General features: G+C 39.2%; 10 protein-coding genes and 1 pseudogene. 9 read left to right on the top strand and 2 right to left on the bottom strand.

Going from position 1 to position 12,404, the window contains the following annotated elements; all coding sequences use genetic code 11:
- The first annotated feature begins 1 nt into the window (after position 1).
- From QP437_RS05835 to QP437_RS05825, 3 genes and pseudogenes are all read left to right on the top strand, one after another.
- Positions 2-1,057: an oligopeptide/dipeptide ABC transporter ATP-binding protein gene (locus QP437_RS05835; RefSeq protein ID WP_285267254.1), complete on the top strand. Its 1,056-nt coding sequence runs from the start codon at positions 2-4 to the stop codon at positions 1,055-1,057.
- Positions 1,057-1,860 carry an ABC transporter ATP-binding protein gene (locus tag QP437_RS05830; protein WP_049372495.1) on the top strand — a complete coding sequence of 268 codons (804 nt, stop codon included), beginning with the start codon at positions 1,057-1,059 and terminating at the stop codon, positions 1,858-1,860. The genes QP437_RS05835 and QP437_RS05830 overlap by 1 nt, the downstream gene beginning before the upstream one ends.
- Before the next feature lie 96 nt (positions 1,861-1,956).
- Positions 1,957-2,889 (top strand): annotated as a pseudogene (locus tag QP437_RS05825) (bile acid:sodium symporter family protein).
- Positions 2,890-2,950: 61 nt separating this feature from the next.
- Here QP437_RS05825 and sppA read toward each other — a convergent pair.
- The gene (gene sppA / locus QP437_RS05820; protein ID WP_285267253.1) at positions 2,951-4,813 is read right to left on the bottom strand and encodes a signal peptide peptidase SppA; all 1,863 of its coding nucleotides are present in this window, start codon (positions 4,811-4,813) and stop codon (positions 2,951-2,953) included.
- A gap of 114 nt (positions 4,814-4,927) precedes the next feature.
- Between sppA and QP437_RS05815 the strand changes: the two genes are divergently transcribed.
- The gene (locus tag QP437_RS05815) at positions 4,928-5,482 is read left to right on the top strand and encodes a nitroreductase family protein (protein WP_054419286.1); all 555 of its coding nucleotides are present in this window, start codon (positions 4,928-4,930) and stop codon (positions 5,480-5,482) included.
- A 40-nt stretch (positions 5,483-5,522) separates the two neighbouring features.
- Here the strand turns inward: QP437_RS05815 and QP437_RS05810 are convergent, their stop codons facing one another.
- On the bottom strand, positions 5,523-6,608 hold the full coding sequence (locus tag QP437_RS05810) for a homoserine O-acetyltransferase (protein WP_285267252.1): 1,086 nt from the start codon (positions 6,606-6,608) through the stop codon (positions 5,523-5,525).
- Between the two features lie 184 nt (positions 6,609-6,792).
- On the opposite strand from QP437_RS05810, the gene QP437_RS05805 reads away from it, so the two are divergent.
- The 5 genes from QP437_RS05805 to yedE all read left to right on the top strand — a co-directional run bounded on the left by QP437_RS05805 (position 6,793) and on the right by yedE (position 12,350).
- Positions 6,793-7,464, top strand: coding sequence for a vancomycin high temperature exclusion protein (locus QP437_RS05805; protein ID WP_285267327.1), 672 nt, complete (start codon positions 6,793-6,795; stop codon positions 7,462-7,464).
- Positions 7,465-7,630: 166 nt separating this feature from the next.
- On the top strand, positions 7,631-8,983 hold the full coding sequence (gene lysC, locus QP437_RS05800; RefSeq protein WP_285267251.1) for a lysine-sensitive aspartokinase 3: 1,353 nt from the start codon (positions 7,631-7,633) through the stop codon (positions 8,981-8,983).
- 129 nt (positions 8,984-9,112) lie between these two features.
- Positions 9,113-10,411, top strand: a complete 1,299-nt coding sequence (purA, locus tag QP437_RS05795; RefSeq protein WP_285267250.1) for an adenylosuccinate synthase — start codon at positions 9,113-9,115, stop codon at positions 10,409-10,411.
- Between the two features lie 65 nt (positions 10,412-10,476).
- Entirely contained in the window at positions 10,477-11,142 is a 666-nt protein-coding gene (locus tag QP437_RS05790; protein ID WP_285267249.1) for a DUF484 family protein, read from the top strand.
- Between the two features lie 146 nt (positions 11,143-11,288).
- Positions 11,289-12,350, top strand: a complete 1,062-nt coding sequence (gene yedE, locus QP437_RS05785) for a YedE family putative selenium transporter (protein WP_197553960.1) — start codon at positions 11,289-11,291, stop codon at positions 12,348-12,350.
- The last annotated feature ends 54 nt before the right edge of the window (positions 12,351-12,404 follow it).

The following is a 12,404-nucleotide window of genomic DNA, read 5'->3' as shown; positions in this document are numbered from 1 at the left end:
CATGGCGCTGTTAGATATTCGCAATCTTAATATTGAAATTCAAACACCAAACGGCCGCATAAAAATTGTGGACGGCGTCAATCTTTCGCTTAATGAAGGTGAAATTCTAGGACTTGTCGGTGAGTCAGGTTCAGGTAAAAGTTTAATTGCTAAAGTAATCAGTAATTCTATTAAAGACAACTGGATTGTCACCGCTGACCGTTTTCGTTTTAATGATGCTGAATTACTTAAACTAACACCTAATCAACGTCGAAAAATCGTTGGAAAAGAAATTTCAATGATCTTTCAAAATCCATTAAGCTGCCTAGACCCAAGTCGAAAAATCGGCAAACAGCTTATCCAAAGTATTCCCAATTGGACCTTTAAAGGCCGTTGGTGGCAATGGTTTGGTTGGAAAAAACGTCGCGCAATTGAATTGCTACACCGTGTAGGTATTAAAGATCACCAAGACATTATGGCAAGTTATCCAGATGACCTCACTGAAGGTGAAGGCCAAAAAGTGATGATCGCCGTAGCAGTGGCGAATCAACCTCGTCTATTAATTGCGGACGAACCCACGAATTCTTTGGAATCTATTACGGCCTTGCAAATTTTCCGTTTGCTTTCGAGCATGAATCAAAACCAAGGCACAACGATTTTATTAGCAAGTAACGATCTTAAAAGTATCAGCGAATGGTGTGATAGTATTTCCGTCCTTTATTGTGGGCAAAATACAGAGTCTGGGCCAACCGACCAAATATTAGAAATGCCTCACCATCCTTATACGCAGGCATTACTTTACTCTGTGCCGGATTTTAGTCGCCCTTTAAGCTTTAAAAGCAAATTAGGGACACTAGAAGGCACCATACCGATTTTGGAACAAATGCCTATTGGTTGTCGTTTAGGGCCTCGTTGTCCTTTCGCTCAACGTGAATGTATTCAAAAACCAAGCCGCTATCGTATTAAACAGCATGAGTTCTCCTGCCATCATCCGATTAATCTTCGAGAACGGCAGTTTAAAGATAAAGTGGCCGCTTCACCGCTTACGCTCAACACAGAATCAAAAGGAAACGAATAATGCCATTATTGAAAGTGGAAAATCTCAGTAAAACCTTTGATGGTCCAGCCAAACTTTTTGGCTCTGAGCAGTTTTATGCGGTAAAGGACGTCAGCTTTTCGCTTAGTCGGAAAGAAACACTTGCGATTATTGGTAAAAATGGTTCAGGGAAATCGACCTTAGTGAAAATGATTGCCGGGATTACGCCCCCGACTTCGGGGAAAATCTTATTTAATGATTTACCGCTCCAATTTGAAGATTTTCACTATCGTGCACAACATATCCGAATGGTTTTCCAAGATGCAAATTCAGCGTTTAATCCTCGGTTGAATATTGGCCAAGCCTTAGATGCACCGCTGCGATTAATTACCGATTGGGATGAAGAAACTCGCAATCAAAAGATCTTTGAAACCCTTTCGTTAGTAGGGCTTTACCCTGATTACACTAATCTTAAAATTAAACATCTCTCTGTTAGTCAAAAACAGCGGATCGCTTTGGCTCGTGCACTCATTCTTCAGCCTGAAGTGATTATTATCGATGACGCACTTGGTACATTAGATGCCTCCGTTCGTGTTCAATTGCTTAATCTAATTTTAGATTTACAAGAACACTTAGGCATTTCCTATATTTATGTTGGACAAAATTTAGGGATTATCAAACATATTGCGGATCAAGTGCTAGTTATGGATGAAGGTGAAATTATCGAATCAGGTACACCAAGAGAGATCTTCACCAATCCGCAAAACAATATTACCCGCCTTCTTGTGGAAAGTCATTTTGGTCAATTACTCGATGAAAATGCTTGGCAAACAACTACTTCCTAATCATCTGTAAATTCAAGTTAGGCATAGACATCTTAAAAAAACGTCTTTAAAATTGACCGCTCTTTTCATTCTTTTTAACAAAATAGGAAAGCAACTATGCAAGCATTATTAAAACTCACTAACTTTGTGAGCAAAACTTTCGCATTATGGGGGTAATCCCCATACCGAACATCACTAAACCTAAAAGGTAAGGAATGTATGGCGCAAAAATTTTAAATTGTGCCGGGAAGAGAAAGGCGAGAAGAGCAAAAACAATCGCCCACCTTTGCTGATTTCAGTGAAGTGGCTAAACATCCTAAATCTGTATTCATTGGTGTAGCAGGTCAATTTATCATTATGCCTGCTATCGCATTCGGGTTAGCAAAAGCCTTTGATTTGCCAGCTGATTTAGCGGTTGGTGTGATTCTGGTGGGTTCTTGCCCGGGTGGTACTTCATCAAACGTAATGACTTATTTAGCGAAAGGTAACACCGCACTTTCTGTTACTTGTACCACAATCTCAACCTTACTTTCACCAATATTAACCCCTGCTATTTTCTATGTATTAGCAAGCCAATGGTTAGATATTAATGCAGGCGCGATGTTTATGTCTATATTACAAATGGTATTGTTCCCAATTTTCTTAGGTTTAGTCGTTCATGCACTCTTCAAAAAACAAGTAGAACAAGCAAGCCAAACTATGCCATTAGTCTCTGTTATTTCTATCGTCTTAATCTTGGCAGCGGTAGTGGCAGTAAGCAAAGACAAAATCATAGAATCAGGTCTATTAATTTTCAGCGTAGTAGTTTTACATAACTGCTTAGGTTATTTAATTGGGTACTTTGCGGCAAAATCATTTAAACTTAATACAGCGGATAGTAAAGCGGTGGCAATTGAAGTGGGCATGCAAAACTCTGCTTTAGGTGCAGCACTGGCTGCCGCTCATTTCAACCCGATTGCGGCGGTGCCAAGTGCTTTATTTAGTTTCTGGCACAATGTATCGGGTCCAATTTTGGCGAACATTTTCTCTAATATCAAAAATGAAAAATAAGCGATTTGGGTAAAAAAATAAGGGCGGAACTTACATTCCGCCCTTTTTACATTTTACTGTTTTACTTAACCGAACCACAATTTAAACAATACAAATACTGCCCTTTTGGATCATTAAATTTGGTTAACACATTCAGTTGTTTTTTCACTTGATGCACTTCCTGTGGTAATCCTAACCAATTTGTCAGTAACGCTTGGCCTTTTTGTTTAAGTTTACGATCTAATTGAGCTAAGAAGCTATTATCTTCATCAACCAACCATTGCACACTAAAATTATCCATATATTTATCCGGATGTTGATTGACTAGCGCGACCACTTTATCAATGGCTATATCAATATCACCTAATTCGTCAACTAAGCCGTTTTTCTGTGCATCTTGTCCTAACCAAATTTGGCCTTGAGCAATTTTATCTACTTTATCTTTTGATAATTGACGCCCACGGCTTACGACATCTAAGAAGCGGTCATAACCATTTTCAATACCAAGTTGATAGATATCTTGAGTATTTTTATTCAGAGGGCTTAAAGCTGATGTTTCCGCGAGATCTGTTGTCGCTACCCCATCGGTACTCATTCCCATTTTTTTAATCGTGTTTTCAAAGGTTGGGAATAATGTAAAGATCCCAATGGAACCCGTAATCGTATTTTTATCTGCCACAATATAATCTGCAGTAGATGAAATCCAATAACCACCAGATGCAGCCATACCGCCCATAGATACCACAACAGGCTTACCTGCTTTTTGAAGATTTTCAGTTTCCTGACGAATAATTTCTGATGCAAAAGCGCTACCGCCCGGAGAATTAACACGGAGAACAACTGCCTTCACTTTCTCATTATCGTGAGCCTGTCTTAATAATCTCGCAATGGTATCACCACCAGCAGACTCTTCATCACTTTCTCCATCAATAATTTCACCTTCCACATTCACAACAGCCACAATATTTGGTTCATCTGGTGCAGATGCAAAACGGTCCTCTAAATGAGGTAGATAATCTTCAAAATCTAATAATTTAGTATTTCCCTCTGTATCTTGACCAAAAAATGCGGTCAATTTTTTATCTAAATCCAATCTTGTCGCAAAATGTGTCACTAACTGACGTTTTTTCACATAAGCCGTTTCATCACCCTTTAACGCTTTTAAATCACTAATATATTTTTGTGCATTCGGTAATACATCATTAGCGGTAATATGACGATTAACCATTAACGTTTGCATATAGTTTTGCCACATGCCCCCAAGCCATTTTTGCATATTCGCTTTTGCTTCTGGCGACATATCATCACGCAAGAAAGGCTCTACCGCGGACTTATATGTCCCCACTCGGAAAATATGCGGCGTAATTTCAAGTTTTTCGAGCATGGATTTAAAGTAAAGATTTTCCTGACGCAAACCTTGAATGCTGACTTGTCCAATCGGATTGAGATAAATTTCATCCGCAAAACTCGCAAGAAAATATTGTGATTGTGTGTAATTGTCAGCATAAGCAATAACTGGCTTTTGTGATTCTTTAAAACTTTGAATGGCCTTTCCTACATACTCTAATGATGGAAGATCCCCCCCTTCAAAGTCATTTAAATTCAACACTAAACCACGAATTCGTTCATCATCTTTCGCAGATAAAATACTTTGCACCACATCAAAGGTTGAATATTTATAAGAGACTTTTTCATTATTTAAACGTTGGAGTTCCTTTTCCCAACTCAACATATCTTCCGTGTTATCCGCAAGATAGCCCGTTAAATTTAAATATAATGCACCTTGATCACCTGATAAGACTTGGCTTTTCTTACCATCCCCAAAAAGGCCGACAAGAAAAATCAACGCTAAAACAAATAATAAAAACACAAAATTCATCACAAGATTTCGGATAAAATTGAGCGCTTTACAACAAAATTTCAATACGCTTAAGATGTTATTCATGTGAAATTAAACCTTTAAAAACAGAAATAAAAATTGTGCGTAGCCTATCATAAAGTTTAGTGAAAAACTATGTTATAATTAACCGCACTTAAAACTAAAAAAGGGAAAAACACTATGGACGCATTAACTCTTTTAACACAACGCAAATCCAATAAAAAATTAACGGCGCCAGCACCTAGCCAAGTGCAATTAGAACAAATGTTTCAAGCTGCTTTACGTGCACCCGATCATGGTAAACTCGAACCTTATCATTTTGTCGTGATGCAAGGCACTGGTTTAAGTAAATTAGAGAACTTACTCAAAGCAGCTGTAACTGAATTTAATTTAGGTGAAGAGCGACTAAAAAAAGCAGAGAATTTTGCACGACGCGCACCGATGGTTATTGCCGTCATTGCTAAAATTAATCATGAAGTCGCCAAAGTTCCTGGTTGGGAACAAATGCTTACTGCAGGTGCAGCAACTTATGCTCTTCAACTTGCTGGTAATGCGCTAGGCTTTGATAGTTTTTGGGCAACGGGTCCACTTATTGAAGGACGTGAATTACGTGAAGCATTTGGCTGTGGTAAAAATGATAAGATTGTTGCCTTATTACAAATTGGTACAGCAGCTGAAAAATTAGAAAAAGAGTGTAAACCAAAAGATTTATCACGTTTCGTGAGCCATTTATAAAAATCAAAAAAGGCGGAAATTTCCGCCTTTTCTGTTCATTTTATTCTAACTCGCCTTCTATCCCGCTTCGAATTTTATGTTCAAACGCCGTATAATCCACTAAAAAGGCATCATGACCATAATCCGACGGAAACTCGTAAAATTTTAAATCGACTCCCGCTTGTTCTAAAAGCAGTTTACTTTTATGTAAATCAATGGATTTAAATAGTTGATCTGTCGTGACGGATACTAACGTATAACGTGCTTTAATTCGAGATAAAGCTTCTTTTACATCCGCATAACCAACACTTGGGTCATATAAATCCAGTGCACGTAATAAATGCAAATAAGTGTTGGCATCAAAACGATCTAAGAATTTTTTGCCTTGATAACTCAAATAGGATTCTACTTGAAAGTGGTCGCCCCAAAATTGCCCTTCAGATTTAGTTGCACGACCAAATGCCTTAGCCAACTGCACATCGGTACGATACGTTAACATTCCTAACATTCGTGCAATGGAAAGGCCTTGATTAGGTGGCGTGCCATCATAATAGTCACCATTATTGAAATTCGGATCATTAATCACCGCTTGACGCATGACATGGTTAAAACCTATGGCTTCCGCACTAAAGAAGATAGAAGAACAAAGATTGACAATGTTATCCATAAAATCTGGATAATCAATTGCCCATTGTGTAGCTTGCATACCACCAAAAGAGCCACCCACGATTGCTTTTAAATGTGGGATACCAAGATGCTCAAGCAAAGCTTTTTGCACTTTGATAATATCTTGAACGATGATATTTGGGAACTGGCTACCATAAGGCTTTTCAGTAATTGGATTTATCGAACTCGGGCCCGTTGTGCCTTTACAACCACCTAATACATTTGAGCAAATAAAAAAGTATTTAGATGTATCAAAAGCTAGACCTTCTCCCATAAAGTTTTGCCACCAGCCATCTTTATTCGGTTCATCAAAATAAGGTTCTGCATCTCCCGTTAAAGCGTGACAAATCAATACAGCATTGCTTTTATCTGCATTTAAAGTGCCGTAAGTTTGATACGCGACATTAATAGGCGAAAGCTGTCCGCCCAATGTTAATTGGAGTGGATTGTCTTGAAAAAGCACGACATTTTGCACAGCCATTGAAATGATAACCTTTTACGTTGATGGTTTACCAATTATCAACAGCTCATTTTTTTTGTCAAGAAATTTTAGACGTTTAGACGTCTAAATATTTTCTTATCAATTCAGTAAACAAATTACACTTGAACTTACATTGTTTTTTCAGTATGTTAGCAAAATGCAACTATCCAAAACGCTGTCAAAAATGACCGCACTTTCCTGGCTCTTGTGCCTTCCGCTAAAAAAACTCCTCGGTTACGCCCTGGGGTTCTTTTTGCTTGTTTTGATTGGTTGCTTCACCATTGATCGTGCCGTGAGCTTTTATGTACAAGACCGCGTGTATGAAGATCTCGAAACGCTCCCGCATCGCCATTATGCATTGGTACTCGGCACATCCAAATATGTGGCTAAAGGCAAAACCAATAAATATTATGATTACCGCTTAGAAGCATCAAAACTCTTGGTCGAGCAAGATAAAGTCGATTATTTACTACTAAGTGGCGATAATCGCACGCTTCAATATAACGAACCACGCACCATGTTTTTGGATCTACGTAAAATGGGTGTATCTGAAAGTGTGATGTTTAAAGATTTTGCGGGATTCCGCACCTTAGACTCTGTTGTGCGCGCAAGTAAAGTTTTCCAAGTGCCCTCTTTTACTATTATCAGCCAAAAATTCCATTGTGAACGCGCGCTGTTGATTGCTAAACACTATGATATTGATGCAATTTGCTTTACTGCGAAACAACCTGACGTGTATTTCGGGACACGTGTTCGCGAAATGTTTGCTCGCGTAAAAGCCGTGTTAGACTTAATCATCGGTGTAAAACCTTATTTCCTCGGTGCACCAGAACCTCTGCCAATTCCTGCCGAATAGTTAATGATTCTTTAATTTTTACCCTATTAAATCAAAAAATATCTAAATAATTGGTTTTTTACTCTATTTTTTTGGAGTATTTATTTGACAATTTTTGATGAAATCGCTATTTCTAATACCCATCACAAAACACAACATCTTACTTTTCATTTTAGAGGATTATCTTATGTCTCATTTATCGGTAGCAAAATTTGGTGGTACATCCGTTGCAAACTATTCGGCTATGCAGGCTTGTGCCAAAATCATCATTGCAGATCCTAATACTCGCGTTGTGGTACTTTCCGCATCAGCCGGTGTAACAAACTTATTAGTTGCCCTAGCCAATGGTGTAGAAGCAGAAGAACGTGCAAAATTAATTGGTGAAGTCCGTCAAATTCAAGAAAATATTTTAAATGAATTACAAGATGATAGCCGTGTACGCCCTGTCATCGAAAAATACTTAGAAAATATTACCGCACTTTCTGAAGCGGCAAGCCTTGCGACATCAAAAGCTTTAACTGATGAAATCATCAGTCAAGGTGAAATGATGTCGACACAAATTTTCATTGAAGTATTAAGAGAATTACAAACCTCAGCTACTTGGGTCGATGTGCGTACTTTAGTCGCAACCAATGATAACTTTGGTAAAGCGGCACCAGATGATGCTCAAACCCAAACAAATTGCGATAATTTATTGAAACCACTAATCGACCGAGGTGAATTAGTCATCACCCAAGGTTTTATCGGCCGTGAACCGGGCGGTAAAACAACTACTTTAGGTCGTGGTGGTAGTGACTACTCTGCGGCACTTTTAGCTGAAGTATTAAACGCAAAAGATGTATTAATTTGGACGGATGTGGCGGGAATTTATACCACAGACCCTCGTGTCGTCCCTGAAGCTAAACGTATTGATACCATGAGCTTTGCTGAAGCGGCTGAAATGGCAACTTTTGGCGCTAAAGTATTACACCCAGCAACATTACTTCCAGCTGTACGCAGTAATATTCCCGTTTATGTAGGTTCAAGTAAAGCGCCTGATGCTGGTGGTACTTGGGTAACACGCGATCCACAACCACGTCCGACATTCCGTGCAATTGCAGTTCGCCGTGATCAAACTTTATTGACGCTTTCAAGCTTAAGCATGTTACACGCCCAAGGATTCCTTGCGAATGTATTCAATATCTTAGCCAAATATAAAATTTCGGTGGACACGATTACCACTTCTGAAGTGAGTATTGCATTAACTTTAGATAAAACAGGTTCTGCTTCATCTGGTGTTGAATTACTTTCACCAGAATTATTAGAAGAATTAAGTCAATATTGCACCGTGAAAGTCGATACAGGCTTATCACTTGTCGCATTAATTGGAAATGACTTACACCTCGCTTCTGGTGTAGCAAAACGTATTTTCGACACGCTCGAAGGTTATAACATTCGCATGATTAGCTATGGAGCAAGCACGAATAATATTTGTATGCTAGCGCATAGTGACAAAGCGGATGATGTAGTACGTTCATTACATAAATCGTTGTTTGAATAATAAATTTAAGAAAAGTGCGGTTAAAAATAACCGCACTTTTTTACGTTTTAAATTTGAGATTAAGGCAAAAAAAGAGTAAAGTAATCGTTTGTCTGATTTATAAACTTACGCAAACTTAAGGCGGAAATTATGGGAAAAAGTGTTGTTGTTCTTGGCGCTCAATGGGGCGATGAAGGGAAAGGCAAGATCGTTGATTTATTAACGGATCGAGTCAAATATGTGGTGCGTTACCAAGGTGGTCATAACGCAGGTCACACGTTAATTATTAATGGTGAAAAAACCGTATTGCGCTTAATTCCATCTGGTATTTTACGTGATAACGTGACCTGTTTAATCGGTAACGGCGTGGTGCTTTCTCCTGCCGCATTAATGCAAGAAATGGGCGAATTAGAAAGCCGTGGCGTAAAAGTACGTGAACGTTTATTAATTTCAGAAGCTTGCCCTTTAATCCTACCTTATCACGTTGCAATGGATCACGCGCGTGAAGCCGCATTAGGTAAAAAAGCTATTGGTACAACCGGTCGTGGTATCGGTCCAGCTTATGAAGATAAAGTCGCTCGTCGTGGTTTACGCGTGGGCGATTTATTCAATCGCGAAGCCTTTGCTGAAAAATTAAAAAATATCCTTGAATACTATAATTTCCAATTGGTGAACTACTACAAAGTAGAACCTGTTGACTATCAAAAAACATTAGACGATGTCTTCGCGGTAGCTGATATCATCACCGGTATGGTGGCAGATGTGACAACCATCTTAGATACCGCTCGCAAAAATGGTGACAACATTTTATTCGAAGGTGCACAAGGTACCATGCTTGATATCGACCACGGAACCTATCCGTATGTAACCAGTTCTAATACCACTGCAGGTGGCGTAGCAACTGGTTCTGGTTTCGGTCCTCGTAACCTTGATTATGTGTTAGGTATCATCAAAGCATACTGTACACGTGTTGGTGGCGGTCCATTCACCACAGAATTATTCGATGAAACTGGTGCTGAAATTGCTCGTAAAGGTAATGAATTTGGTGCAGTAACTGGTCGTCCTCGTCGTTGTGGTTGGTTTGATGCCGTAGCCATTCGCCGTGCGATTCAACTTAACTCTATTTCTGGCTTCTGTATGACCAAATTAGACGTATTAGATGGTTTCGATGAAGTGAAAATCTGTACTGCTTACAAAATGCCAAATGGTGAAATCGTTGAATATGCACCATTAGCAGCGAAAGATTGGGAAGGTGTAGAGCCAATTTACGAAACCTTACCTGGTTGGAAAGAAAACACTTTCGGTGTGACTGATGTAAATAAACTACCGCAAACTTGCCGTGATTACATCAAACGTATCGAAGAAGTAACTGGTGTGCCAGTAGCTATCCTTTCAACAGGTCCAGATCGTGTTCAAACAATGATTTTACGCGATCCATTTGCGGCCTAAAACAGCATAAAAATAAACCGCACTTTGGCACAACCAAGTGCGGTTATTTTTTTAAGGAGTTTTTGATGACTGAACAAGATATTGCTGACTACCTAAAAAATCACCCTGATTTTTTTACCCATCGTCCTGAACTACTTCAACTGCTTAGTATTCCGCATAGCCATGAAGAAGGGACGATTTCCTTAGTCGAAGCACAGCTTGCTCAGCAACGAGAACAAATCAAAACGCTTACTCAACTCCTCGAAAAATTTCATCAGCTTGCTCATCAAGAAGCAGATATCTTCTTTGCTCTTTTGCCTTTGCAGAAAAAACTATTTCAAACAGAAGACTTTATTGCCATCAATGAAAAACTTGATGACTGGGCAAAAGGCTATGAACTAGAAGGTGCCAAAATCTTACTTTTCACTGACTGCTGGCAAAAAAATAGCACCATTCCTGAACAACATTGGTTAGACCGAAAAGCCTTTGAACTCATTCGCCTAGAGCGCATGGGCTTACGCCAATTCTATTTAGGCGATCTCTCCAATAAAGAAAAAGCCCTCATGTTCCTTCCTGAAGAACTCCCTATCGGTTCTGTGGCGATTTGCCGCTTAGGTGGAACACCTCAAAAACCAACCGCACTTTTACTCTTCAAATCTCGAGACACAGACCGTTTCCACAACGACCAAGACACCACATTTCTTCGACATTTAGTCGATATTGTGGAATTGCATTTAGGAAGATGGCTTTAAAGGTTATTAATATCAATTTATTGATCCTGCTCACAATTTCAAAAAAATAAACTTTCTTTATTTTTCAACTCTTTCTACAATACCTTTGTTTTTATTATTAAAAACACACAATTCAATTTAACTTCAGATATCACAAGGGTCTAATTATGAAAATTTTAACTTGGCCTGTGGTTGCAGGTGCTGCACTTGGTATCGTTGCGCCACTTCTCACTTACAATGGCAATCCTGGTAATATGGGATTTTGTGCGGCTTGTTTCTTACGCGATACAGCCGGATCGCTTGGATTACACCACGCTGCCCCATTACAATACCTTCGCCCAGAACTCATTGGATTAGTTTTAGGTGCACTCGCCAGTGCATTCTTATCTAAGGAATTTAAACCTCGTGGTGGCTCTGCCCCACTTGCTCGTATTAGCTTAGGCTTTTTTGCGATGCTTGGTGCGCTCATTTTCTTAGGTTGTCCATGGCGTGCTTATTTACGATTAGGTGGCGGAGATCTCACTGCAATTGCAGGTATCGTAGGATTATTTGCCGGTGTATTAGGTGGCATTTTCTTTGCTAATCGAGGATTCTCATTAGGTAAATCTAAGGAACAAAGCCAATCTTCTGGATTAATCGGTCCAATCTTTGCCGTGATTTTGCTTGTTTTAGCCTTAACCCAATTTAAATTTGGTGAAAATCTAGCGATTTACACCTCTGAAAAAGGCCCTGGTGCACAACATGCGGCTATTTGGATGTCACTTGCTGGCGGATTACTTCTTGGTGTGCTGATGCAAAAATCACGTTTTTGTACAATTGGGGCATTCCGAAACTTTGTCCTCTTCCGTGATGCACATTTATTAAATGGTGTGATTGCACTGATTGTCTTTGCAGCAATAACCAATGCCTTATTAGGTCAATTCCATTTAGGCTTTGAAAAACAACCTATCGCACATAATGACTATCTCTACAATTTCCTTTCTATGGCACTTTGCGGTCTTTGCTTTGCATTAGGCGGTGGTTGCCCAGGCAAACAATTAGTCAATATTGGTGAAGGAAATAATGACTCAGCATTATTTGTGCTCGGTATGCTACTGGGTGCAGCAGCGGCACATAACTTTGGTTTCGCAGCCGCTCCTACTGGCGTTCCAACCTTTACGCCTTATGTTTTACTTGCCGGTTTTGCAGTTTGTTTATATATCGCATTAACTAATAAATCGGAAGCTTAATATTCATTCAGAATAAACAAAAAGGAAGTCAATCATGACTTCCTTTTTTCATTT

This window comes from Haemophilus sp. UMB1048 (assembly GCF_030218125.1).
In the GTDB taxonomy this organism is placed as follows: domain Bacteria; phylum Pseudomonadota; class Gammaproteobacteria; order Enterobacterales; family Pasteurellaceae; genus Haemophilus_D.
This window is presented reverse-complemented; position numbering and strand designations above follow the sequence as displayed.

Coding starts and splice junctions, on each gene's coding strand:
- QP437_RS05805 (WP_285267327.1), top strand. CDS start 6,793: ATGACCGCACTTTCCTGGCTCTTGTGCCTTCCGCTAAAAAAACTCCTC.
- QP437_RS05830 (WP_049372495.1), top strand. CDS start 1,057: ATGCCATTATTGAAAGTGGAAAATCTCAGTAAAACCTTTGATGGTCCA.
- purA (WP_285267250.1), top strand. CDS start 9,113: ATGGGAAAAAGTGTTGTTGTTCTTGGCGCTCAATGGGGCGATGAAGGG.
- QP437_RS05790 (WP_285267249.1), top strand. CDS start 10,477: ATGACTGAACAAGATATTGCTGACTACCTAAAAAATCACCCTGATTTT.
- QP437_RS05810 (WP_285267252.1), bottom strand. CDS start 6,608: ATGGCTGTGCAAAATGTCGTGCTTTTTCAAGACAATCCACTCCAATTA.
- sppA (WP_285267253.1), bottom strand. CDS start 4,813: ATGAATAACATCTTAAGCGTATTGAAATTTTGTTGTAAAGCGCTCAAT.
- QP437_RS05835 (WP_285267254.1), top strand. CDS start 2: ATGGCGCTGTTAGATATTCGCAATCTTAATATTGAAATTCAAACACCA.
- lysC (WP_285267251.1), top strand. CDS start 7,631: ATGTCTCATTTATCGGTAGCAAAATTTGGTGGTACATCCGTTGCAAAC.
- QP437_RS05815 (WP_054419286.1), top strand. CDS start 4,928: ATGGACGCATTAACTCTTTTAACACAACGCAAATCCAATAAAAAATTA.
- yedE (WP_197553960.1), top strand. CDS start 11,289: ATGAAAATTTTAACTTGGCCTGTGGTTGCAGGTGCTGCACTTGGTATC.